Origin of the sequence: Sphingomonas quercus, assembly GCF_018863195.1 — a bacterium.
GTDB lineage: Bacteria > Pseudomonadota > Alphaproteobacteria > Sphingomonadales > Sphingomonadaceae > Solisphingomonas > Solisphingomonas quercus.
Genome location: NZ_JAHKRT010000003.1, coordinates 26,137 through 48,838, shown reverse-complemented (window position 1 = coordinate 48,838; position 22,702 = coordinate 26,137). Strand labels below are relative to the sequence as shown.

Genomic DNA, 22,702 nt, shown 5'->3' with positions numbered 1-22,702 from the left:
CCGGTCGTTTCGTCGCCGGTCATCCCGGAGAAACAACGTGTCGCGACCCCTTCTTCCCGTCCTAGTCCTGCCGGCGCTTGCGGCGCTGGCGATCCCCGCTTCGGCGCAAGACGGCGTCGGCCAACGGGTCGAGCGCGAGGCGACGAGGCCGCTGCGCGACACCCGCCTGCGTGATGAGAAAATCCCGCCGATCCTCCAGCTCGCCGCCTCGGCCCCTTATTCGCTGCGCAACATGAACAGCTGCGCGCAGATCCGCGCCGAGATCGGCAAGCTCAACACCGCGCTGGGCCAGGACGTGGATACGCCGGCCCGTGAGCAGGGCGAGGGCGCGCGCCTTGCCGCGGCGGCCGCCGGGGAGGCGATGCGCGCGATCATTCCGGGGCTCGGCCTCGTGCGCATCGTCACCGGCGCCGACAAACAGCAGAAGCGCGTCGAGGCAGCGGTGCTCGCCGGTGCCATTCGCCGCGGCTACCTGAAGGGGATCGGCCAGACCAAGGGCTGCCCGCCCCCGGCCGCCGCCACCCGTGCCGCGCGGAGCGCCGTGCCGAAGCTGATGCCGGTGAAGGACGACGACTAACTGCTCCCCGGGCATGCCGGGGAGGGGGAGGGGGAGTGGCAGGCCCGGGTCGGGGATGAACGCTAGGCGGCCACCCGGTAGCGCGGCGCCACCTCGCGCAGCGACAGGTTCGGCCCCATCGCCAGCCGCGCCGCCTGCATCGTCTCCCACTGCGCCTCATCGGGCAGCGGCGGGATGGTCACCGTCTCGCCCCGGTCATAGCCGGCAAGGGCGGCGGCGACGAGGTCGTCCGCATCCATGATCCTCTCGGCGCCGAGCAGCGCGTCGATATCCTTGCCCGAACGCTCCCAGATTTCGGTCCGCGTCGCGCCGGGCAGCACGGCCTGGATGCGGACGCCCTTCGCGGCAAGGGGCGCGGCCAGCGACTGGGTGAGGTTCAGCAGGAACGCCTTGGAGCCGCTATACACGCCGTCGAACATTTCCGGCGCCAGCGCCAGCACCGACGCGATGTTGATGATCCCGCCCTGCTCGCGGCCCGCGAAGGCGCGCGCGGCGGCGCCGGCGAGCAGCGTCGGCGCGGTGACGTTGAGCGCGATGAGCTGCTCCACCTCGGCCGGGGCGACGTCGAGGATCGTGCCGTTCATCGACTTGCCGGCATTGTTCACCAACAGGGTGATGCCGGCATCCGCCGCCAGCCGCGCCTCGACGACGGCGAGGTCGGCGCGATCGGTAAGGTCGGCGCGCAGCACCTCGACGGCACGGCCGGTTTCGGCCTGCAGCCGCGCGGCCAGCTCCGAAAGGCGCTGGCCGTCGCGGGCGACGAGGATGAGATCATAGCCGCGGCGGGCGAGATGATCGGCATAGACGGCGCCGATGCCGCTCGATGCGCCGGTGATGAGCGCGGTTCCTGGCGTGCTGACGGTCATGATGAAACTCCCTTGGTCCTTGCAGTTGATATGATGGGCGTCATATAGATGACGCACGTCATATGTGTCGAGTGACGCCAGGGCGCGAAAAATCGATGACGCTGATCGGCAGAGCGCGCTTGGCGGCGCCCGGCGCGGGCGACATAGGAGGAGATCATGATCGACGGATCGAGCCACAAGGAGCGTACCCGCGCCCGTATTCTCGACGCGGCCGCGCAGGCGATGCGCACGGCAGGGGTGGAGGGCATCGGCGTCGCCGCGCTGATGAAGCGGGCGGGCCTTACCCATGGCGGCTTCTATGCCCATTTCAGCTCGCGCGACGATCTCGTCGCCCACGCCATCGCTCGTATGTTCGAGGACAGCCGGGCGCTGGTCGCCGATTATTTCGGGGATGAGGATCCTGCGCGCGGTCTCGCCGGGCTGATCGACGCCTATCTCTCGGACGAGGCGCGCACCGCGCCCGGCCTGTCGTGCCCGCTGCCGTCGCTTGCCGGGGAGGCGGCGCGGCTGCCCGAGGGCGCGCGCGATCAGTTCGTCGCCGGCATCGAGGCGATGCAGCAGGCGCTCGCCACGGGCCTCGCCGCCCTCGGCCATGCCGAGCCGGCGCGCCTCGCCGCCTCGGCGCTAGCCGAAATGACCGGTGCCGTCGCTCTCTCCCGCGCCTTTACCGATGAGAGCAGCGCCAGCGGCTTCCTCGCCGCCGCGCGCGCCACGCTGAAGCAGCGGCTCGGCCTCTGAGGCGCGATGATCCCGGTTGACGCCCGCGCGCGTTGTGTAAAGACAGTGCGACGTAACGTTGCTGCACGGCAACAAATGGGGTGGGCAGAGCGGGCGGATGGCGCGATCGCCGGACTATGTGTTTCAGCCGCATGAGCGCCCGACGCTGCCCGGCTCTCCGGCCAATCCCGAACATCCCGCCCGCCGGCGGATCGGCTACTTCCTGGTCGGCGCGCTGATCGGCATCACCGGCGGGCTGGGCAACGCCCTGATCACGGTCAACCTCAACTTCGCGCAGGGCACGCTCGGCCTCTACAGCGACGAGGCCGCCTGGCTGACCGCGGCCTATTTCATGACCAACGTCACCGCCAACCTGCTGCTCGTCAAATATCGTCAGCAATTCGGCCTCCAGCCCTTCGTCCGCTACATCCTCGGCGCCTATGCGCTGACGACGCTGATGCACCTCGCGCTGCACGGCTTCTGGAGTTCGGTGGCGGTGCGCGCGATGAGCGGGATCGCCGCGTCCGGCCTGTCGACGCTCACCATCCTCTATTTCATGCAGGCGATGCCGCCTGCCCGGCGGATGGCCGGGATCATGATCGGCATCAGCGTGCCGCAGCTGGCGACGCCGCTCGCCCGCGCCTTGTCGCCGAGACTGCTCGATTGGGGCGACTGGCACATGCTCTACTGGCTGGAGCTGGGGCTGGCGATGGCCATGCTGGCGGCGGTGATGGCGATGCCGTTGCCGCCGAGCGAGCGGACCAAGGCATTCGAGAAATATGATTTCCTCACCTTCGCGCTGCTCGCCCCGGGGCTGTGGCTGCTCATCGCGGTGCTGTCCGAAGGGCGTATCGAATGGTGGACGGATCGCGCCTGGATTGGCTGGGCGCTGGCCGCGGCGCTTGCGCTGATCGCCGCGGCACTGATCGTCGAGCATCGCCGCGCCGATCCGCTGATCAACACCCGCTGGCTGGGCTCGCGGGAGATTGCCCGGCTGATGATCGTCGCCGCGTCGGTGCGCGTGCTCCTGTCCGAACAGGCATTCGGCTCGGTCGGGCTGCTGTCGGTGGTGGGCATGCTCAACGATCAGATGATCGGGCTGAACCTGATCATCGTCATCGCCTCGCTCGCCGGCCTCGCGACCGCGGTGTTCACGTTCCGCCCGCAGGACGTGGCGCGCCCGATCGGCTTCGCCGTGGGCCTGATCGCCATCGCCGCGTTCATGGATGCCGAGGCGACCAATCTCACCCGCCCGGCCAATTTCTACCTGAGCCAGGCGCTGATCGGCTTCGCCTCGCTGCTGTTCCTCGCCCAGGCAATGGTCATCGGCATCTCGCGCACGCTGCTCGCCGGTCCCAAGCATTACATAAGCTTCGCGGTGCTGTTCAACATCAGCCAGAGCGTCGGCGGGCTGGTCGGCAACGCCCTGCTCGGCACCTTCCAGGTGCTGCGCGAGAAATATCACTCGCACGAGCTGACCCAGGCCGTCGTGCTCACCGATCCGCTGGTCGCGGCCCGTATCCGCGCCGGCTCCAACGTCGTCGCCGGCGCGGTCGGCGATCCGGCGCTGCGCGGCGCGGAAGGCAGTGTCCTCCTCGCCCAGCAGATTGCGCGCGAGGCGAACATCCTTGCCTATAACGACGTTTTCCTCCTCGTCGGCATGCTTGCGGTGCTGGCGACCCTGTGGGCGGTGGCGATCCGCATCGGCATCCGCCGGCGCGGCGAGGTGTCGCCGGTGGTCCTCCTTCAGGAGAAGATGATGCAGGCACAGGCACAGGCACAGGCGACACCGGGCGGCAAGGGATGACCGACACCACCACCACCACCATGGCCGCCGATCCGCAGGTCAATCCGCCGCCGCGCGGCTGGCGGCCGCCCGACAAGAGCCCGGCGGTGGTCATCGCCATCGCCGTCATTGCCATGGCTGGCGTGCTGGCGATCCTCTATGCGTGGCGCCTGCCGCCCTTCGCCGGCCTCACCGAGCAGACCGACAATGCCTATGTGCGCGGCCGCGTCACCGTGATCAGCCCGCAGGTGAGCGGCTATGTCACCAGTGTGCCGGTACAGGATTTCGCCGAGGTCAGGGCCGGTCAGGTGCTCGCCACCATCGACGATCGGATCTATGCCGCCCGCGTCGCCCAGGCCAAGGCCAACGTCGCCGCGCAAGAGGCCGCGCTCGCCAATTCCACCCAATCCCAGCGCTCGCGCGAGGTGGCGACATTGAGCCAGGACGCGGCGATCGCCAGCGCCCGCGCCCAGCTCACCCGCGCCCAGGCCGACATGCGCCGCGCCGACGCGCTGGTCGCGGATGGTTCGATCTCCGCGCGCGAGCAGGATCAGACCCGCGCTGCCCTGCTTGCCGCCGAGGCTGCCGTCCGCCAGTCCGAGGCCGGGCGTGCCATCGGCACGCAGGACGTGCGCACGGTGCTGGTCGGGCGCGGCGGCTTGCAGGCGTCGGTGGAGGCGGCGCGGGCTCAGCTCCGCCTCGCCCAGGTCGATCTCGACAACACCGTCATCCGCGCGCCGGCCGCCGGCCAGCTGTCGGAAATCGGCGTCCGCCTCGGCGCCTATGTCACCGCCGGCACCCAGCTCATGTTCCTCGTCCCGCATGACGTGTGGGTGGTGGCCAATTTCAAGGAAGCGCAGACCCACGACATGCGCGTCGGCCAGCCGGCCAGCTTACGCGTCGATGCGCTCGGCAATGCGCGGCTGTTCGGGCGGGTAGAGAATCTGTCGCCGGCCGCCGGCTCCGAATTCTCGGTGATCAAGCCGGACAACGCCACGGGCAATTTCGTCAAGGTCGCCCAGCGCATCGCCGTGCGGATCCGCATCGGCGCCGGCCAGCCGCTCGCCCACCGCCTGCGTCCCGGCATGTCGGTGGTGGCGAAGGTCGACACGCGCGGGGCGCGCTGATGCGCACGGCCTTGCCGCCGCTGCTGATGCTCGCCGCCTGCGCCGGCCCGGCCGTGGAGACGGCGCGCGTCGATCCGGTCGCGCCACCGGCGACGTGGCGAACCGATGCCGGGCCGGCCGCGCCGCTCGATCGCCGCTGGTGGAACGGCTTCGGCGATCCCGCCCTCACCGCGCTCGTCGAACGGGCGCTGGCCTATAATCCCGACATCGCCATCGCCGGCGCGCGGCTGCGGGAGGCGCGCGCCAACATCATCGCCGCCCGCGCGCAAGTATGGCCTGCGGTCGACGCCGGGCTCGCGGCGGGGCGCTCGCGCACGGTGAGCGGCATCGGCACGCCGCTCAACCAGAATTTCGTCCAGCCGCAGCTCCAGGTCGGTTACGAACTCGATCTGTTCGGCCGCCTCGCCGACCAGCGCGCCGCCGCCCGCGATGCCTATCTGGCGAGCGCGGCGGCGCGCGATGCCATCCGCCTCTCCGTCGCCGGCACAGTGGCATCCAGCTACATCACCTTGCTCAGCCTCGACGCCCGGCTGGAGGTGACCCGGCAGACGTTGCAGGCGCGCGCCGACTCGCTGCGCATCGCGCGCTCGCGCGTCACCAACGGCTATTCGCCGAAGCTGGAGCTTGAACAGGCGCAGGCGGAATATGAATCCGCCGCCCAGCTTATCCCGCAATTGCAGCTGGCGATCGATCGCGTCGAGGCGGCGTTGAGCCTGCTGACCGGCGCCACGCCGGGCGACATCGCGCGCGGCCGCGGCCTCGACGCGCTCCGCCAGCCGCCGGTGCCGGAGGGGTTGCCGTCCGACCTGCTCCGCCGCCGGCCGGACATCGCCCAGGCCGAATATCAGCTCGCCGCCGCCGACGCCTCGCTCGCGGTCGCGCGCAAGCGGTTCCTGCCGCAATTCCGCCTGTCGGCGACGGCGGGCACCGCCTTCTCCAACGCGCTCGCCGATCCGATCACCTTGTGGAGCCTCGGCAGCAGCATCCTCGCCCCCTTGTTCCAGGGCGGACGGCTGGAGGCGCAGGCCGAAGCCGCCGGCGCCCAGCGTGATCAGGCGGCCTTCGCTTATCGCCGCGCCGTGCTGGCGAGCTTTCGCGATGTCGAGGACGCGCTGTCCGCCGCCGCCCGGCTCGACCAGCAGGTCGCCGGCGTCACCCGCCAGCGCGATGCGCTTGCCGAAGGGCTGCGTCTCGCCACCAATCGCTATCGGGAGGGCTATTCGCCCTTTCTCGAGCAGCTCGACGCCCAGCGCGGCCTGCTCTCGGTGGAATTATCGCTGATCCAGATCCGCGCCGACGCGCTGGCCGCGCGGGTGCAGCTCTATCAGGCGATGGGGGGCGGCTGGAGCGCCGACAGCCTCGCGGCGCTCGCGGCCGACGCTCGCTGAGAAAGAAAGGGCCGCCGGACGCCGGGGGAATGGCGTGCCGGCGGCAGGGGGCTCACTTGCCGTCTTCGATCTTCACGCCTTCGGCGAGCCACTGCTCGCGGGTCTTGCAGACCTTGCGCTTGAGGATCGAGCCGGTGATGTTAGCGTCGCCGCTGGCAGTGCGGCCGGTGCAATAGACCTTGGCGCGCGTTGTCGAGCCGCCGTCCGACACCTGTTGATCGCTGGCGGCCGTGTCGTTGCCGACGATGGCGGCAGTGGCCGCCGCGCTGGCATGGGCGGTCGCCGCCTGCGCCATGCCGGCTGCGGGCACCAGGCTGATCGCCGAGATGATGATCGCGCGGCGGATGGAATTGGAAAGGGTGATCATGATGGCCTCCTCTGGTCTGCAGGCCCGATCGCTTGGCGCCTGCTGCAATGACTACAGCAGTAATCATGCCAAACGCTTAGCTGCTGTAATTGCTGGATATTATTTTTCGGCATCGTGAATCATGTGCCGACACTTGGCGAAATTCGCCGATTGTCGGCGACTTGGACTGCCACCATGACGCCTTCGACAGGCTTGGGACCGCCCTGTTTCACCGTCCGCTCGTGCCACGGCGCCTGTGCGCGCCACCCACTGGCTTGAGGCGACCCCCGCCAGCCCCTATCACTGCCGGCAAACATGGCATTTTCGGGGGATGATGATGCGCCTTCCCGCTCTCGTGCTGTTCGCGCTGTCGCTGGCTGCCGCGCCCGCCCTGGCGCAGGCCGTGCCGGATTACGGCGCCGACCTCGAACGCTATGATTATCCGGCGCCCGTCCAGTGGTTCGAGGTGCCCGGCCGCGATCAGGTGCGCATGGCCTATCTGGAGCTGCTGCCGGCCAAGCCGAACGGCCGCGCCATCGTCCTTCTCCACGGCAAGAATTTCTGCGCCGCCACCTGGTACGAAACGGCGCGCGCGCTGGCCGACGCCGGCTACCGCGTGATCGCGCCCGACCAGATCGGCTTCTGCAAATCCTCCAAGCCCGAGGATTTCCAGTACAGCTTCCAGGCGCTGGCCGACATGACGCTGAAGCTGCTTCAGGCCCGCGGCCTGACCCGGGTGACGGTGGTCGGCCATTCGATGGGCGGCCAGCTCGCCGCCCGCCTCGCGCTGATGCATCCGGAGCGGGTCGAGCAGCTCATCCTCGTCGCCCCGCTTGGCCTCAACGACCGGCTGACCGACGGCAGCAGCTACACGCCGCTGCCCCAGCTCCTCGCCACCGAGATGCGCACCAGCTTCGAGAGCATCAAGGCCTATCAGCTCGCCGCCTATTATCATGGTGAATGGCGGCCCGACTATGATCGCTGGGTGACGATGCGCGCCGGCATGTATCAGGGCGAGGGCCGCCGCCGCATCGCCATCGCCCAGGCGCGCACCAGCGACATATTGCAGACCCAGCCGGTGATCTACGAACTCGACCGGCTGCGCGTGCCGACCAGCTTCATCATCGGCATGCTCGACGGCACCGGTGCCCGCCACGAAGGGCCGCCGCGCGCCGTCCGCGCCGCGCCGGGCTCGATCCCGGCGCTGGCCGAGGAGGTGGTGCCGCGCATTCCGGGCGCCCGGCTTGTCCGCATGGAGGGCCTCGGCCATTCCCCGCAGGTCGAAGCGCCGGCCGAATTCCAGCGCACCTTGCTGCAAGTCCTGTCCACACGGGGAGCCACTGCCCGATGATCCGCCGCACGTCTGTCTTCGTCCTCGCCCTGTTCGCGCTCACCGCCGCCGCTCCGCCGGGCCGGGCGCCGCGGGTCGCGATCGAGACCAGCGAGGGGCGGATCGTCGTCGAGGTCGCCGAGAAGCAGGCGCCGATCACCGCCGGCAATTTCCTGCGCTACGTCGATCAGAAGCGGCTGGACGACACCAATTTCTATCGTGCCGCGCGCAACCGGCTCGGGCAGGGCCTGATCCAGGGCGGCACCCGCAACAATGATTTCCGTCGCCTGCTCCCTGCCATTCCGCACGAGCCGACGACCAAGACCGGCCTGCATCATGTCGACGGGACGCTGTCGATGGCGCGCAACACGCCGGGCACGGCGATGGGGGAGTTCTTCATCCTCGTCGGTCCGGCGCCGAGCATGGATGCCAATCCCCGGGGCAAGGGCGACAATGCCGGCTACGCCGCCTTCGGCCATGTCGTCAGCGGGATGCCGGTGGTGAAGAAGATCCTCAACGGCCGCGTCGATCCCAAGGCTGGCCGCGGCGCGATGAAGGGCCAGATGCTGATCAAGCCGGTGAAGATCATCACCGCGCGCCGGCTGTAGGCGCGCCCTTTCGCACCGCGCGCGAAGGGCCCGTCGTCCGTCCACCTGTCGAAGGGTTCAACATGACGGCGCGCTATCCGGCGTCGACGCAACCGGGGGCTTCACATCCCCGCGCTGACCGGCCAGAAGGGCGCGCGTGACGTTCGCCCTTCGCTTACATGGCCCCCGCCCGGTCTGGATCGCCGCTGCCTGCGTCGCCGCGCTGGCCGGGCTTGCCGCGGTCACCACCGTCACCGCACAGATCGAGGAAGGGGAGCGCGGCGTCGCGCCGGTCGATTCCACCTCCAATTACGAGGTGCTGGGCATCGCCGTCGATGCCGGCGGGCGTAATGCCGACGCGGCCCGCATGGCCGGCTGGCGCGAAGCGCAGCGGCGCGGCTGGAAGATGCTGTGGGCGAAGCTGCACGATGGCGCTGCCGGGCCGACGCTGCCGGATGCGACGCTCGATTCGATCGTTGCCGGCATCCTCGTCGAGGAGGAGCAGATCGGCGTCCACCGCTATGTCGCGAAGCTCGGCGTGCAGTTCGATCGCGCCCGCGCCGGACGGCTGCTTGGCGTCGGCGGCAACTTCACCCGCTCGGCGCCGATGCTGGTCATCCCGGTGATGTGGTCCGGCGGCACCTTCCAGACCTTCGAGAGCCGCACCGAATGGCAGAAGGCCTGGGCGCGGTTCCGCTCCGGCGCCAGCGCCATCGATTATGTACGCCCCGTCGGCACTGGCGTCGATCCGCTGCTGCTCAACGTCGCCCAGAGCCGGCGGCCCGGTCGCCGCTGGTGGCGGATGCTGATCGACCTTTACGGCGCCGCCGACGTCGTCGTGCCGGAGGTGGCGCTGCAACGGCAATGGCCCGGCGGCCCGGTGATCGCCCGCTTCACCGCGCGGCACGGCGCGGACGCCACCCTGCTCGGCGGCTTCACCCTCACCGCGCCCAATATCCGCGCGCTGCCCGCGACCCTCGACGAGGGCGTGCGCCGCATCGACGCGATCTACACCGACGCGCTCAACGCCGGCCGCCTCAACCCCGACAAGTCGCTCGCCATCCGCGAGACGGCGCCGCCCGACGTCGTGCCGGGCGGCGAGGGCGGCGGCGAGGGCGATCCGCTTGCCGAGGTCGTTGCCACCCCGTCGGCCGCCGCGCAGAGCTTCACCGTTCAGGTCGAGACCCCTGATGCGGCTTCGGTCGGCGCGATCGAGGCGGCGATCCGTGCCGCGCCGGGGGTCTCGTCGGCCGGCGTCACCAGCCTCGCCGTGGGCGGCATCTCTCTCGTCCATATCGGTTTCGCGGGCGATCAGGGCGCGCTCGCCGCGGCGCTTGCCGCGCACGGGCTGAGGCTGGAGGATGCCGGCGGGGTGCTGCGCATCCGGCGCGGGGCGCCCCCGGCGGCGCCGGCACCCGCTGCCCCGCCACCGGCGCCTGCCGCCGCCGCGCCCGCACCGACGGCGCCCACGCCCCAGCCGCGATGAGCCAGATCGCCCTCCCGCTCGACTGGCCGGCGGAGGAGCGTGAGGATGCCTTCATCGCCTCGTCCGCAAATGCCGAAGTGCTGCGCCATCTCGGCCATGTCGGGCTGTGGCCGGTCAAGGCGACGATCCTCGTCGGTCCGCGCAAGTCGGGCCGCTCGCTGCTCGGCCGCATCTTCGCCGCCAAGACCGGCGGACGGCTGATCGACGACGCCGAGCGCCAGGAGGAGGAAGCGATCTTCCACGCCTGGAACCACGCGCAGGAGGCGCGCCGCCCGCTGCTCATCATCGCCGACGCGCCCCCGCCGGGCTGGCGCGTGGCACTGCCCGATCTCGCCTCGCGCCTCGCTGCCACGCCGGTCGCGCGCCTCCAGGAGCCGGACGACGCGCTGATCCTCGCGCTGGTCGAGCGGCTGCTCGCCCGGCGCGGGCTGGTGCTGCCGCCGGAGGTGGCTCGCTGGCTCGCCACCCGCATCGAGCGCAGCTATGTCGGCGTGCTGCGCGCGGTGGAGATACTCGATGCCGAGATGCTCGCCCGCCGCCAGCGTCTGACCGTGCCGCTGGCCCGGCGCGCGCTCGAAGCGGCCGGTGTCATCGACGAGACATAGAAGCAGCGCTAGATTGCTCGGCACTATGGAAGAACCGAGGCCCATCACCGTCGCCGAGCACACGCCCGAGCCGCTCCCGGAACCAACGCCGCCGGTTGCCCCGCGCGAGCGCTATTTCAACCGCGAGCTGTCCTGGCTGGCGTTCAACCGCCGCGTGCTCGACGAGGCCTGCAACCCGGCCCATCCGCTGCTCGAACGGCTGCGCTTCCTGTCCATCTCCAGCAACAACCTCGACGAATTCTTCATGGTCCGCGTCGCCGGCCTGCGCGGCCAGCAACTGGAAGGGGTCGAGCTGCACTCCGCCGACGGCCTCACCCCCACCCAGCAGCTCGACGAGGTGACGGAGGCGGCAAACCGCCTGATGGCCAATCACCAGACGGTATGGCGCCAGCTCCGCCGCGAGCTGGCCGCCGCCGGCATCCTCGTCATCGACGACAAGGATCCGCTGGAGGCCGACGCCGACAAGTGGCTGGAAAAGCATTTCCACGAGCAGATCTTCCCGGTCCTCACCCCCCAGGCGCTCGATCCGGCCCATCCCTTTCCGTTCATCCCGAACAAGGGCTTCAGCCTCGTCTTCGACCTGAAGCGGATTTCCGACGGCCAGCCGATCCAGGAATTGCTGATGGTCCCGGCGACGCTGCCGCGTTTCGTCCGGCTGCCCGGCAAGGGCTCCGGACCGGACGACCCTGCCCGCTACATCCCGATCGAGGCGCTGGTGCGGCGCTATGTGCGGGTGCTGTTCCCGGGCTATGAGGTGCGCGGCTCCGGCGCCTTCCGCATCATCCGCGACAGCGACATCGAGGTGGAGGAGGAGGCCGAGGATCTCGTCCGCTACTTCCGCTCGGCGATCAAGCGCCGGCGGCGCGGCCGCGTCATCCGCCTGCGCATGGAAGCGCGCATGCCCGACGCCCTCGAAAAGCTGGTGCTCCAGGAGGCCGGCACCGCCGCGATCGTGTCCGAGGCGGACGGCGTGCTCGGCATCGCCGATCTCGCCCAGCTCGTCGACGAGGACCGGCCGGACCTGAAGTTCACGCCGTTCAGCCCGCGTTTCCCGGAACGCATCCGCGAGCATGGCGGCGATTGCTTCGCGGCGATCCGCGACAAGGACATCGTCATCCACCACCCCTATGAGAGTTTCGAGGTGGTCATCGCCTTTCTCCAGCAGGCGGCGCGCGATCCGGACGTGGTGGCGATCAAGCAGACGCTATACCGCGCCGGCAAGCAGTCCGCGATCATCCGCGCGCTGGTCGACGCCGCCGAGGCCGGCAAATCCGTCACCGCCGTCGTCGAGCTGAAGGCCCGCTTCGACGAGGAGCAGAACCTGATGTGGGCGGCGCAGCTCGAGCGGGCCGGCGTGCAGGTGGTCTATGGCTTCATCGACTGGAAAACCCACGCCAAGGTGTCGATGGTCGTCCGCCGCGAAGAGAATGGCTATCGCACCTACTGTCATTTCGGCACCGGCAATTATCATCCGGTGACGGCGCGCATCTACACCGACCTTAGCTTCTTCACCGCCGATGCGCGGGCCGGGCGCGATGCGGCGCAGCTGTTCAACTACATCACCGGCTATGTCGAGCCGACGGGGCTGGAGCTGCTCACCATCTCGCCTCACGGCCTGCGCGACGAGCTGGCCCGCCTGATCGACGTCGAGATCGACAATGCGCTGGCCGGCCAGCCGGCGGCGATCTGGGCAAAGATGAACTCGCTGGTCGATCCCGCGATCATCGAGAAGCTGTACCGCGCCTCTGCCGCCGGCGTGGAAATCGATCTGATCGTGCGCGGCATCTGCTGCCTGCGCCCCGAGGTGCCCGGGCTGTCCGAGCATATTCGGGTGAAATCGGTGGTCGGCCGCTTCCTGGAGCACAGCCGTATCATCTGCTTCGGCAATGGCGCGGCGCTGCCCAATCCGCAGGCGAGGGTGCTGATCTCGTCGGCCGACTGGATGCCCCGCAATTTCGACCGGCGCGTCGAATATCTGCTGCCGATCGAGAATGCGACGGTGCACGCGCAGGTGCTGGATCAGGTGATGGTGGCCAATCTCCTCGACAGCGAGCAGAGCTGGCGGCTGCGCGCCGACGGCAGCTACGAGCGGATGAAGGGCGGCGCCCGGCCGTTCAACCTCCACCGCTACTTCATGACCAACCCCTCGCTCTCGGGCCGCGGCAACGCGATCAAGACCAGCGAGGCGGTGCCGACGCTGAAGCTGCGCCGCGGGGGCTGAGCTCCTCGTCAACGGTTCGCTTCGAGCGCGTCGAGCATTGGTGGCGTGGTTCTCGACACGCTCGAAGCGGACGGACGTCGGGATGGGAAAACAACTGACTCAACCGAAATCACCCTTTAAGGGACGCCTCGTGCTCGGATCCGCCCTCACCCGTGGCAAGCAGCCCGCGCCGGAGACCGCCCGGCCGGGGCGCGTCGGCATCATCGATATCGGCTCCAATTCGATCCGCCTCGTCGTCTATGAGGGGCAGGCGCGCATCCCCTCGATCCTGTTCAACGAGAAGGTCATGGCCGGGCTTGGCCGCGGCCTTGCCGCCACCGGCGCGATCGACGCCGAAGCGCTGGATCGCGCCATCACCGCGCTCGCCCGGTTCGCGCGCCTCGCCGAGGAGATGGGGGTCACCGACCTCACCACCGTCGCCACGGCCGCGGTGCGCGATGCCTCCAACGGCCATGTGCTGCTCGATCGGCTCGCCGGCATCGGCCTGCCGGTGCGGCTGCTGTCCGGCGAGGAGGAGGCCTCGCTTTCGGCCGAGGGGCTGCTCGCCGGCATTCCCGATGCCGACGGCATCGTCGGCGATCTTGGCGGCGGCAGCCTCGAGCTCGTCCGTGTCTCCGCCGGCCGCATCGCCGAACGTGCGTCCTTCCCGCTCGGCGTGCTGCGCGTGGCGGCGATCCGCAAGCGCGGCGGCCGCTCGCTGGCGCAGGTCGTCGGCAAGGCGCTGAAACAGGGCGGCTGGGGCGGGCGGGGGCAGGGGCTGCCCTTCTACATGATCGGCGGCTCGTGGCGCGCGCTGGCGCTGCTCGACATGCACCTCACCGGCTACCGGCTGCCGATCGTCCACCAGTATTGCATGGCGCCGGATAATGCCGCCTATCTCGTCCGCGTGCTGGCGCGCCTCGACAAGCGCCGGCTGAAGGCGATCCCGGCCATATCGTCGAGCCGCGCGCCGAGCCTGCCCGATGCCGCCGCGCTGCTGGCGATGCTGGTCAAGCAGCTCGGCTCCAGCGCGCTGATCGTCTCGGCCTATGGTCTGCGCGAGGGGCTGCTCCACAATGCGCTGCCGCCCGAGCTGCGCGACGCCGATCCGCTGATCGAGGCGACGCGCGAGGAAGGTCGCCGGCAAGGGCGCTTCCCCGAACATGGCGACCTCCTCCACCGCTGGATCGCGCCGTTGTTCGCCGGCGAGACGCCCGCCGACGAGCGGCTGCGCCACGCCGCCTGCCTGCTCGGCGATGTCGGCTGGCGTGCCCATCCCGATTTCCGTGCCGAGCGCGGACTGGAGACGGCGCTGCACGGCAACTGGGTCGGCGTCGACGCGCGGGGCCGCGGCATGATGGGGCAAGCGCTGTTCACCAGCTTCGGCGGCACCACCGGCTCCGACATCGTGCAGCGCGTCTGCACTGACGAGGAGATCAGCCGCGCGGTGCGCTGGGGCCTGGCGATGCGCCTCGCCCAACGCCTGTCCGGCGGAGTCGCCCCCCCGCTGGAGGCGAGCCGGCTGGCGCTGGGGCGGGGCAGCGTCGTCCTCCATCTCGCGAGGGGCGATCTGGCGCTCTATGGCGAAGCCGTCGAACGTCGCCACAAGGCGCTGGCCCTCGCCTTCGGCATGCGTCCGGAGGTGGTGACGCCCTAGTCGCTCCGCCCTGCCGGGACGCGATCCGTCACCCTGAACCCGTTTCGCGATCGGCTCGGCCGCGATCGCCGGAGCCCGTGGCCGGCTGGCTGCCGAACCGGGCTCAGCATGAGGACGGCAGGAATCCGCGGCCGGCCCTGCTCCCGCGCGCTGACTATTGCCCCTCTTCGGTCCGCGTCATGCACAGGCGGCCATTGCGCACCGCGAAGGCCAGCCGGCCCTCGACCAGATCGAGCGCGTCCCGGCCGAACTGGTCGTAGCGCCACCCGGTGAGGAAGGGGATGCCGTCGCGCTTGCCGGCGGCGAGCAGCTCAAGATCGTCGCTGCGCGCGATCAGCTTCGGCGCGACGTCGGTGTCGCGCGCGCGGATCTTGAGCAGCAGCTTGAGCAGGTCCGCGACGAGCGCGCCGTCCTTGCCGAGGCCGGGCTTGCGATCCTCGCGCGCCGGCATCTCCTCGTCGGTCAGAGGCTGCGCATCGGCCAGCGCCGCGAGCAGCCGCTTGCCGATATCGTTCGTCGCCCAGCCGCCGGACAGGCCACGCACCTTGGCGAGGTCCGCCTGCACCCGCGGCGGGTGGCTGGCGAGGTCGGCCAGCGTCTCATCCTTGGCGATGCGCCCGCGCGGCAGGTCCTTGCTCTGCGCCTCGCGCTCGCGCCATGCCGCCAGCGCGCGCAGCCGGCCGAGCACTTCCGCCTTGCGGGTCGGCGCGCGCAGCCGCTGCCAGGCGGTGTCCGGATCGTTCACATAGCTCGACGGATCGGCCAGCCGCTCCATCTCCTGGTCGAGCCATTCGCCGCGCCCGGTCTTGTGCAGGCGGGCGAGAAGCTTCGGGAAGACCTTCACCAGATAAGTCACGTCGCCGATGGCATATTCGAGCTGGCGCCTGTCGAGTGGCCGGCGCGCCCAGTCAGTGAAGCGCGCGCCCTTGTCGAGCTTTACGCCGAGCCAGCTTTCGACGAGGCTGGAATAGCCGACCTGCTCGCCCATGCCGAGCGCCATCGCCGCCACCTGGGTATCGAACAGCGGGTGCGGCGTCTTGCCAGTCATGTTGTGGATGATCTCGAGATCCTGGCCGCCGGCGTGGAACACCTTCAGCACGTCCTCATTGCTGACGAGCAGGTCGAGAAGGGGGTTGAGATCCAGCCCGGGCGCCTTGGGATCGATTGCGGCGGCTTCGTTGCCATCGGCTATCTGGATCAGGCAAAGGTCTGGCCAATAGCTGTTCTCCCGCATGAACTCGGTATCGACCGCCACGAAGTCGGACTTCGCAAGGCGGGCGCAGAGCTGGGCGAGGGTCTGGCTGTCGTCGATCAGCGGGTGGATTATCATCGTCGAGCCCCATAGCGCCGCTCGCCGGGTTGACAAAGCGCTGGTTGAGGGGAAAGCGCGGGCGCTCCTGAATTCATGCCAGAGATCGCCATAATGCACGCCTATCGCACCCATAATTGCGCCCAGCTCCGCGAGGCCGATGCCGGCGCGAGCGTCCGCCTGTCCGGCTGGGTTCATCGCGTGCGCGACCATGGCGGGCTGCTGTTCGTGGATCTGCGCGATCATTATGGCATCACCCAGATCGTCTCGGACGTGGATTCGCCGGTGTTCAAGGCGCTCGAATCCCTGCGCGCGGAGAGCGTCGTCACCGTCACCGGCGACGTGGTGAAGCGCGCCGCGGAGGCGGCCAACGCCAATCTGCCGACCGGGGCGATCGAGGTCCGCGCGCGCGAGGTGGTCGTCCAGTCGGCCGCGCAGGAGCTGCCGCTGCCGGTGGCCGGGGAGGCGGATTATCCGGAGGACATTCGCCTGCGCTATCGCTTCGTCGATCTCCGCCGCGAGCGCATCCACAAGAATATCGTGCTGCGCTCCCAGGTGATCGCCTCGATCCGCCGCCGCATGATCGACCAGGGCTTCACCGAGTTCCAGACGCCGATCCTCACCGCTTCCAGCCCCGAGGGCGCGCGCGATTATCTGGTGCCGAGCCGGGTCCACCCCGGCAAGTTCTACGCGCTGCCGCAGGCGCCGCAGATGTTCAAACAGCTGCTGATGGTCGCCGGCTTCGACCGTTATTTCCAGATCGCGCCCTGCTTCCGCGACGAGGACGCGCGCGCCGATCGTAGCCCGGGCGAATTCTACCAGCTCGATTTCGAAATGAGCTTCGTCACCCAGGAAGACGTGTTCGCTGCGATCGAGCCGGTGCTGCACGGCATCTTCGAGGAGTTCGCCGATTTCGACGGCAAGGGCCGTCAGGTCTCGCCGCTGCCCTTCCGCCGCATCCCCTATCGGGAATCGATGCTGAAATACGGCAATGACAAGCCGGACCTGCGCAACCCGATCGAGATCTCCGACGTCTCGGCGCTGTTCCAGGGCTCCGGCTTCGGCCGCTTCGCCTCGATCGTCGAGGGCGGCGACGTGGTCCGCGCCATCCCCGCGCCGGGGACCGCCGAGAAGAGCCGCAAATTCTTCGACGACATGAACAGCTGGGCCCAGTCCGAGGGCTTTGCCGGCCTGGGCTATGCCACGCGCAAGGGCGGCGAGTTCGGCGGCCCCATTGCCAAGAACCACGGCGAGGCGGGCATGCAGGCGATCGCCGAGGCGCTCGGCCTCGGCCCGGACGACGGCGTGTTCTTCGCCGCCGGCAAGGAGGCGCAGGCCGCCAAGCTCGCCGGCCTCGCCCGTACCCGCGTGGGCGAGGAACTGGGGCTGATCGACCCGAAGCGCTTCGAATTCTGCTGGATCGTCGACTTCCCGATGTTCGAATATGACGAGGACAACAAGAAGATCGACTTCAGCCACAACCCCTTCTCGATGCCGCAGGGCGAGCTGGAGGCGCTGGAGACGAAGGACCCGCTCGACATCCTCGCCTATCAGTATGACATCGTCTGCAACGGCGTGGAGCTGTCGTCCGGCGCGATCCGCAATCACAAGCCGGAGATCATGTACATGGCGTTCGAGATCGCCGGCTATGGCCGCGAGGAGGTCGACACCAATTTCGCCGGCATGATCAACGCCTTCAAGTGCGGCGCGCCGCCGCACGGCGGCTCTGCCCCGGGCATCGACCGCATCGTCATGCTGCTCGCCGATGAGCCCAATATCCGCGAGGTGATCGTCTTCCCGATGACCCAGAAGGCGGAGGACCTGATGATGGGCGCGCCGGCGCCCGCGACGCCCAAGCAACTGCGCGAACTCTCCATCCGCGTCGTCGACGGGCCCAAGGCGTGAAGCCGGTCCGCCTCTCCGACTATGAGGAGGGGCGGCCCTTCAACGGCGATTATGACGAGGCGCTGAAGCAGATACAGAAGTGCCTCGGCCATATCCAGGTCGCCCACATTGTCCACAAACAGCGGGCGGTGATCGCGATCGAGGGCTGGGACGCGGCCGGCAAGGGCGGCATCATCCAGCGGCTGACTGCCGGCTGGGACCCGCGCGGCTTCGAGGTGTGGCCGATCGGCGCGCCCAACGGCATCGAGAAAGAGCAGCATTTCCTCCAGCGTTTCTGGGCCGGACTGCCGACCGACGGTGAAATCTCGGTGTTCGATCGGACCTGGTATGGCCGCGTGCTGGTCGAGCGGGTCGAGGGTTTTGCCAGCGAGGCGGAATGGCGCCGCGCCTATGCCGAGATCAACGCCTTCGAGCGCACCCAGCTCGCCGAGGGCACGACCTTCATCAAGCTGTTCGTGCACGTCACGCAGGCCGTGCAGGACAAGCGCCTGCGCGAGCGGCTCGACCATCCGTGGAAGCGCTGGAAGATCGGCCCGGACGATTTCCGCAACCGCGCGCGCCGGGCGGATTATCTCGACGCCATGCACGACATGTTCGATCGCGCGGACCTGCCATGGATCGTGATCGACGGCAATGACAAGAAGGCGGCGCGCATCGCCGCGCTGACCGCCATCGCCGAGGCGCTCGAGCAGGGCGTCGACATGACCCCTCCCAGGCCGGACGAAGCCGTCGAGAGGCTCGGCAAGGCGATATTCGGCTGATGGTCGGCCGCCGCGCGGTGCGCTGGCGGGGTGAGACGCCGGCGGCGGGCGGGGGCGAGGCGGCGCCGTCCGCCTGCGCGCTCTGCCGACGCCCGCTCGGCCGGCGCGTCGAATGGCATCACGTCGTGCCCAGGTCGGAGGGCGGCCGCGACACGGTGCCGCTTCACCCGATCTGCCATCGGGCGATCCACGCCGCCGTGCCCAACCGCGACCTCGCCCGCCTCTATCCGACGCTCGACGCGCTGCGCGCACTACCGGCGATCGCCCGGTTCCTGCGCTGGATCGCCGGCAAGCCGCCCGACTTCCACGCTCCGACGCGGTGAGCGGGACGGCGCATGCTTCGTCAGGCTCAGGACAGACTTGTTCGAGGGGTTCACCGCGTCACGGCGCCCTCGGGTCGAGGCGGGGTGGATGCTGCCCCCAGTCCAGCATCACGAGTGGACCGGCGGACGCGCCCCCGTGACGGCCCGCAACCCGGTCCAGCCAACTCTCCGTGAGCGCAGAGGCTCGTGGATGGCTGGCTGGGCCGGGTCCGGCATGGCCGTGGCACGGGAAGCGGTCAGCTCACCGCGGCTTGACGAAGGCCATCACGAACTGGTCGGTATGCCCGCGCAGCACCGGGTCGAACACGCGCAGCGTATGGTCGTCCTCGGCATTGGCGAGCGCGTTGCTGGCGCCGGCATAGCGGAAGCCCGCCGTCTCCAGCGCCTGGCGGACATGCGCCGCCTCGATGCGGTGGAGCGTGCCGGTCTGGGTCTGGCCGGTACCGGGGGCGCCGGCATGGTCGATGACGATGAAGCGGCCGCCGGGCTTCAGCGCCGCCAGCACCTGCTTGCCGAACGCCGTCAGATCGAGGCTGCCGAAGCCCGGGTTCGGGAAATCGTGAATGTTTTGCGAGGTGAAGATGACGTCGGCCGGCTTCGGCAGCGCGAAGGCCCCGAACGGCACCACGAGCTGCTCGTTATTGGCCATCTTCTCCTCGCCGAGCGCCTTGACCCGCGCCTCGCCGGGCTTGCCGGCGCCGGCCATCGTGTCCGGCCACACCGAATAGACATGGCCGCGCGGCCCGACCGCGCCCGAGAAGATGCGCGTCCAATAGCCGCCGCCCGGCACCAGATCGGCGACGGTCTGGCCCTGCTTGACCTCGGCGAAAGTGAGGATTTCGGCGGGATGCCGGCGCGCGTCCTCGGTCGCGTCCTTGGCGCGGGACGGCGCGGCGAGGGCGGTGGTGACGTTGGCCGGCGCCTGCGCCAGCGCGGGGGCAGCGCTGGCGGTGGCGGTCAACATCAATAGGGCGATCAGACTCCGGCGCATGGACCTCTCCTCTTTTTGCGATGCGCCAACCTGCCGCATTTCCATGACAGGCGAAACTGCCTTGTCACTCAGTCCGGATAGCGGATCGCGACCACTTCATAATCCTTGGTCCCGGCCGGCAGCACGACGCTGCGCAGGTCGCCTAGCGCGGCCCCTCGCAACGCCCGCGCCAGCGGCGAACGCCAGCTGATCCGCCCGGCGGAGGCATCGGCCTCGTCCTCGCCGACGAGGGTGACGGTGCGCTCCTTGTCGTCATCGTCCGCGATGGTCACGGTGGCACCGAACCATGCGCGGCTCCGATCCTCCTGCTGGGCAGGATCGACGACCTTGGCCGCCTTCATCCGCTTGGACAGCCAGCCCAGCTCGCGGTCGATCTCGCGCAATTTCTTGCGGCCATAGATGTAATCGCCATTCTCGGATCGATCGCCATTGCCTGCCGCCCAGCTGATCGTCTCGACCAGCTTCGGCCGCTCCACGGCGAACAGCGTCTCGTAGCGGGCGCGCAGCGCCGCGAAGCCGGCGGGCGTGATGTAATTGGGGCGGTCCATCCGGGCCTTCTAGCCGGGGCGTCCGGCAACGGCCACTCCGCCCCGCCAAACGCCGCTCCACCCGATACCGTCACCGTGGACTTGATCCGGGGTCCATGCCTCCACAAGCGCGCGGACGATAGCGGCAGCATCGCCTGTCGGCGCGAGCGGTCACCCCGCGCTGGTCTTGCCCAGATAAGCCGACAGCCGGTTCGCCGAGACCCGCATGCGCGCCTTGTCGGGGTTCATCAGGTCGTAGACCACGGCATTTTCGAGTACGCGCTGCACATAGCCGCGCGTCTCGGTGAACGGGATGGCCTCGATCCAGTCGACCACGTCGACGCCCGGATCGCGCGGGTCGCCATTGGCCCGGATGAACTTGGCGACATTGCCAGGCCCGGCATTATAGGCCGCCACCGCCAGCACATGATTGCCGCCGAAGCGATCGAGCAGCTCCGCGAAATAGGCCGAGCCGAGCGCCATGTTATAGGCCGGGTCGCTGGTCAGCCGGCCGGCATCGAAGGGAATGCCGGCCTTGCTCGCGGTCTGCCGCGCGGTCGGCGTCATCAGCTGCATCAGCCCGCGCGCGCCGGCCACCGAGATCGCCTCGCGGTCGAACTGGCTTTCCTGCCGCGCGATCGAATGGACCATCACCCACTGATAGGAAAGCGATGCGGGCAGCTTCACCTCCGGAAAGCCGGAGCGCGCATAATCGGTCGATCCGTCCAGCCGTGCGGCGCGGGCGACCATCACTCCCAGGTCCGGCCGCGCCAGTTCGACCGCGAGGCGCGTCGCCAGCAGATGGTCGCCCTCGTCCTTGAGGCTGGCGGCGATAGCGCGGACGAACTGGGTCTGATCCTGCCACCGGCCGTTTTGCCCGAGCCAGCGCACCGCGCGGACCAGCTCATTGGCGTCGAACGCCGCCTGCGCCGTGGGGGTCACCGCCATCACCGACGGCGGCGACGGGAGCGGGAGCGGCTTGCCGAGCCGCTCACTGGCGAGCTGGCCGTAGAACTGGTCATAATGGCTCGCCGCCTGCGTCAGCCAGCTCGTCGCCTCCGGCTGCTGCCCGGCCGCGGCGGCGGCGCGTCCCGCCCAATATTGGCCCTTGGACTGGCTCTGCGGCGTCCGCGAGGCAGCCGCATAGCGCGCGAACATCCCCATCGCGTCGGCCGGCCGCGCCAGCCGCTTGAAGGCGGTATAGCCGCCCAGCCAGGCGAGGCTGGTATAGTCGTCGCGTTCGCCGGCCGTGCGCTCGCGGACATTGGTGCCGGCCGGGAACGCCGCATCGAGCCGTGCCGCGATGCCATAGGCCAGCGACCATTGGCTGTCGGCGGCGGCGCCCCGGGCGATCGTCAGCATTCCCTCCAGCCATTTCTCGGGATCGAAGGGCAGGCCGTCATAGACGACGCCGCTGCGCGCGAGATAGGCGCGCGCCTCGGGCGAGCGCGCCGTGTCGCGCAGCCACATCGCGCGATCGAGCTCGAAGCCGGGATCGCGATCCGCCGCCGGGCGCAGCGCCTCGGCCAGCGAATCCGCCTGCGGGCTGCGCATCTGCATGGCGAGGCGCGCGGCATAGAGCGGCTGGCGCGCCGCCGAGACGAAGGCGAGCTGCCGGCTCGCCGCGCCCGCCGCGCGATCCCAGAGCAGCCGCTCCATGCGCTTGTCCTGATCCTCGGCGGTGAAGGCCGCCCCGTAGCGGGACTGCACGCGCGCCTCTTCCTCCGCGGGCAGGCCGCCCCCGGTCCACGCCGCGCGCGCCTCGCCCCGCGCCTCTTCGGCGCGGCCGGTGGCCATCAGCGCGTCGGCATAACGGGCGTGGCCGACGCCGCTCAACGGCGGCATTCGCTGGAAGAGCGCGATGACCTGCGCCGGCTGCTCCTGATCGACGCGGATCGCCTTTTCGGCGGCGCGGCGCAGCGCCGTCTCCCCCGGCCAGCCGGGATGGGCGATGAGGAACGCGGCGTAATCGGAAAAGGGCAGGGCGTCGCTCTGCCTAAGCCGATTCCATTCGCCGACGGCAATGCCGATCGCGGGATCGTTGACCACCGCCCTCGGGGCGGCATTGAGCGCCAGCGGCGCGGACGGACCGTTGACGACAGGCGCGCTGGCGCCCGGCCAATCCGTCTGATAGGTGGCGGCAGCCGCGACCGATGCGATCAGGGCTGCCGGCAGGACGAGCTTCTTCGGCATACTGGACATAACGCGGACGGC

General features: G+C 69.6%; 20 protein-coding genes. 14 read left to right on the top strand and 6 right to left on the bottom strand.

Annotated features, from left to right (window positions below; translation table 11 throughout):
• Window positions 1–37 precede the first annotated feature (37 nt).
• Entirely contained in the window at window positions 38–577 is a 540-nt protein-coding gene (locus KOF26_RS06190) for a hypothetical protein (RefSeq protein ID WP_216321929.1), read from the top strand.
• A gap of 62 nt (window positions 578–639) precedes the next feature.
• Here the strand turns inward: KOF26_RS06190 and KOF26_RS06185 are convergent, their stop codons facing one another.
• Complete coding sequence (locus KOF26_RS06185) at window positions 640–1,443, bottom strand: SDR family NAD(P)-dependent oxidoreductase (protein WP_216321926.1); 804 nt, start codon at window positions 1,441–1,443, stop codon at window positions 640–642.
• Window positions 1,444–1,599: 156 nt separating this feature from the next.
• On the opposite strand from KOF26_RS06185, the gene KOF26_RS06180 reads away from it, so the two are divergent.
• Genes KOF26_RS06180 through KOF26_RS06165 form a run of 4 tightly spaced genes read left to right on the top strand, consistent with a single transcriptional unit; the run spans window position 1,600 to window position 6,461 of the window.
• A complete protein-coding gene (locus tag KOF26_RS06180; RefSeq protein WP_216321918.1) occupies window positions 1,600–2,181 on the top strand; it encodes a TetR/AcrR family transcriptional regulator in 582 nt (193 codons plus the stop codon).
• Window positions 2,182–2,239: 58 nt separating this feature from the next.
• Window positions 2,240–3,967, top strand: a complete 1,728-nt coding sequence (locus tag KOF26_RS06175) for an efflux MFS transporter permease (RefSeq protein ID WP_253201188.1) — start codon at window positions 2,240–2,242, stop codon at window positions 3,965–3,967.
• Complete coding sequence (locus KOF26_RS06170; protein WP_216321915.1) at window positions 3,964–5,073, top strand: HlyD family secretion protein; 1,110 nt, start codon at window positions 3,964–3,966, stop codon at window positions 5,071–5,073. The genes KOF26_RS06175 and KOF26_RS06170 overlap by 4 nt, the downstream gene beginning before the upstream one ends.
• Window positions 5,073–6,461: an efflux transporter outer membrane subunit gene (locus KOF26_RS06165; RefSeq protein WP_216321912.1), complete on the top strand. Its 1,389-nt coding sequence runs from the start codon at window positions 5,073–5,075 to the stop codon at window positions 6,459–6,461. Before KOF26_RS06170 ends, KOF26_RS06165 begins: the two co-directional genes overlap by 1 nt.
• Before the next feature lie 52 nt (window positions 6,462–6,513).
• Here KOF26_RS06165 and KOF26_RS06160 read toward each other — a convergent pair whose 3' ends face one another.
• Entirely contained in the window at window positions 6,514–6,828 is a 315-nt protein-coding gene (locus KOF26_RS06160) for a hypothetical protein (protein ID WP_216321909.1), read from the bottom strand.
• Between the two features lie 316 nt (window positions 6,829–7,144).
• Here KOF26_RS06160 and KOF26_RS06155 point away from each other — a divergent pair, with 316 nt between their 5' ends.
• The 6 genes from KOF26_RS06155 to KOF26_RS06130 all read left to right on the top strand — a co-directional run bounded on the left by KOF26_RS06155 (window position 7,145) and on the right by KOF26_RS06130 (window position 14,672).
• On the top strand, window positions 7,145–8,158 hold the full coding sequence (locus KOF26_RS06155) for an alpha/beta fold hydrolase (RefSeq protein WP_216321892.1): 1,014 nt from the start codon (window positions 7,145–7,147) through the stop codon (window positions 8,156–8,158).
• The gene (locus tag KOF26_RS06150; protein WP_216321889.1) at window positions 8,155–8,745 is read left to right on the top strand and encodes a peptidylprolyl isomerase; all 591 of its coding nucleotides are present in this window, start codon (window positions 8,155–8,157) and stop codon (window positions 8,743–8,745) included. Before KOF26_RS06155 ends, KOF26_RS06150 begins: the two co-directional genes overlap by 4 nt.
• 136 nt (window positions 8,746–8,881) lie before the next feature.
• Window positions 8,882–10,210 carry a heavy-metal-associated domain-containing protein gene (locus KOF26_RS06145; RefSeq protein WP_216321886.1) on the top strand — a complete coding sequence of 443 codons (1,329 nt, stop codon included), beginning with the start codon at window positions 8,882–8,884 and terminating at the stop codon, window positions 10,208–10,210.
• Window positions 10,207–10,815: an HdaA/DnaA family protein gene (locus KOF26_RS06140; RefSeq protein WP_216321883.1), complete on the top strand. Its 609-nt coding sequence runs from the start codon at window positions 10,207–10,209 to the stop codon at window positions 10,813–10,815. The genes KOF26_RS06145 and KOF26_RS06140 overlap by 4 nt, the downstream gene beginning before the upstream one ends.
• Before the next feature lie 25 nt (window positions 10,816–10,840).
• On the top strand, window positions 10,841–13,036 hold the full coding sequence (locus KOF26_RS06135; RefSeq protein WP_216321880.1) for an RNA degradosome polyphosphate kinase: 2,196 nt from the start codon (window positions 10,841–10,843) through the stop codon (window positions 13,034–13,036).
• Window positions 13,037–13,118: 82 nt separating this feature from the next.
• A complete protein-coding gene (locus tag KOF26_RS06130; RefSeq protein ID WP_216321877.1) occupies window positions 13,119–14,672 on the top strand; it encodes a Ppx/GppA phosphatase family protein in 1,554 nt (517 codons plus the stop codon).
• 154 nt (window positions 14,673–14,826) lie between these two features.
• On the opposite strand, the gene rnd is transcribed toward KOF26_RS06130, so the two are convergent.
• Entirely contained in the window at window positions 14,827–16,002 is a 1,176-nt protein-coding gene (rnd, locus tag KOF26_RS06125) for a ribonuclease D (RefSeq protein WP_216321874.1), read from the bottom strand.
• 93 nt (window positions 16,003–16,095) lie between these two features.
• On the opposite strand from rnd, the gene aspS reads away from it, so the two are divergent.
• From aspS to KOF26_RS06110, 3 genes are read left to right on the top strand one after another with little or no spacing between them, the layout of a single operon-like run.
• Window positions 16,096–17,886 (top strand): aspartate--tRNA ligase, encoded by a 1,791-nt coding sequence (aspS, locus tag KOF26_RS06120; protein WP_216321872.1) that lies wholly within the window; start codon window positions 16,096–16,098, stop codon window positions 17,884–17,886.
• On the top strand, window positions 17,883–18,647 hold the full coding sequence (locus KOF26_RS06115; RefSeq protein WP_216321870.1) for a polyphosphate kinase 2 family protein: 765 nt from the start codon (window positions 17,883–17,885) through the stop codon (window positions 18,645–18,647). Before aspS ends, KOF26_RS06115 begins: the two co-directional genes overlap by 4 nt.
• The gene (locus KOF26_RS06110; protein ID WP_216321868.1) at window positions 18,647–18,970 is read left to right on the top strand and encodes an HNH endonuclease signature motif containing protein; all 324 of its coding nucleotides are present in this window, start codon (window positions 18,647–18,649) and stop codon (window positions 18,968–18,970) included. Before KOF26_RS06115 ends, KOF26_RS06110 begins: the two co-directional genes overlap by 1 nt.
• Before the next feature lie 241 nt (window positions 18,971–19,211).
• On the opposite strand, the gene KOF26_RS06105 is transcribed toward KOF26_RS06110, so the two are convergent.
• The 3 genes from KOF26_RS06105 to KOF26_RS06095 form a co-directional block, all read right to left on the bottom strand.
• Entirely contained in the window at window positions 19,212–19,961 is a 750-nt protein-coding gene (locus KOF26_RS06105; RefSeq protein ID WP_216321865.1) for a class I SAM-dependent methyltransferase, read from the bottom strand.
• A 68-nt stretch (window positions 19,962–20,029) separates the two neighbouring features.
• Complete coding sequence (gene greB, locus KOF26_RS06100; protein WP_216321862.1) at window positions 20,030–20,509, bottom strand: transcription elongation factor GreB; 480 nt, start codon at window positions 20,507–20,509, stop codon at window positions 20,030–20,032.
• A gap of 150 nt (window positions 20,510–20,659) precedes the next feature.
• The gene (locus KOF26_RS06095; RefSeq protein ID WP_216321859.1) at window positions 20,660–22,690 is read right to left on the bottom strand and encodes a lytic transglycosylase domain-containing protein; all 2,031 of its coding nucleotides are present in this window, start codon (window positions 22,688–22,690) and stop codon (window positions 20,660–20,662) included.
• Window positions 22,691–22,702: the final 12 nt, after the last annotated feature.

Coding starts and splice junctions, on each gene's coding strand:
- aspS (WP_216321872.1), top strand. CDS start 16,096: ATGCACGCCTATCGCACCCATAATTGCGCCCAGCTCCGCGAGGCCGAT.
- KOF26_RS06185 (WP_216321926.1), bottom strand. CDS start 1,443: ATGACCGTCAGCACGCCAGGAACCGCGCTCATCACCGGCGCATCGAGC.
- KOF26_RS06095 (WP_216321859.1), bottom strand. CDS start 22,690: ATGTCCAGTATGCCGAAGAAGCTCGTCCTGCCGGCAGCCCTGATCGCA.
- KOF26_RS06155 (WP_216321892.1), top strand. CDS start 7,145: ATGCGCCTTCCCGCTCTCGTGCTGTTCGCGCTGTCGCTGGCTGCCGCG.
- KOF26_RS06170 (WP_216321915.1), top strand. CDS start 3,964: ATGACCGACACCACCACCACCACCATGGCCGCCGATCCGCAGGTCAAT.
- KOF26_RS06135 (WP_216321880.1), top strand. CDS start 10,841: ATGGAAGAACCGAGGCCCATCACCGTCGCCGAGCACACGCCCGAGCCG.
- KOF26_RS06140 (WP_216321883.1), top strand. CDS start 10,207: ATGAGCCAGATCGCCCTCCCGCTCGACTGGCCGGCGGAGGAGCGTGAG.
- KOF26_RS06110 (WP_216321868.1), top strand. CDS start 18,647: ATGGTCGGCCGCCGCGCGGTGCGCTGGCGGGGTGAGACGCCGGCGGCG.
- KOF26_RS06165 (WP_216321912.1), top strand. CDS start 5,073: ATGCGCACGGCCTTGCCGCCGCTGCTGATGCTCGCCGCCTGCGCCGGC.
- KOF26_RS06105 (WP_216321865.1), bottom strand. CDS start 19,961: ATGCGCCGGAGTCTGATCGCCCTATTGATGTTGACCGCCACCGCCAGC.
- greB (WP_216321862.1), bottom strand. CDS start 20,509: ATGGACCGCCCCAATTACATCACGCCCGCCGGCTTCGCGGCGCTGCGC.
- KOF26_RS06130 (WP_216321877.1), top strand. CDS start 13,119: ATGGGAAAACAACTGACTCAACCGAAATCACCCTTTAAGGGACGCCTC.
- rnd (WP_216321874.1), bottom strand. CDS start 16,002: ATGATAATCCACCCGCTGATCGACGACAGCCAGACCCTCGCCCAGCTC.
- KOF26_RS06180 (WP_216321918.1), top strand. CDS start 1,600: ATGATCGACGGATCGAGCCACAAGGAGCGTACCCGCGCCCGTATTCTC.
- KOF26_RS06160 (WP_216321909.1), bottom strand. CDS start 6,828: ATGATCACCCTTTCCAATTCCATCCGCCGCGCGATCATCATCTCGGCG.
- KOF26_RS06150 (WP_216321889.1), top strand. CDS start 8,155: ATGATCCGCCGCACGTCTGTCTTCGTCCTCGCCCTGTTCGCGCTCACC.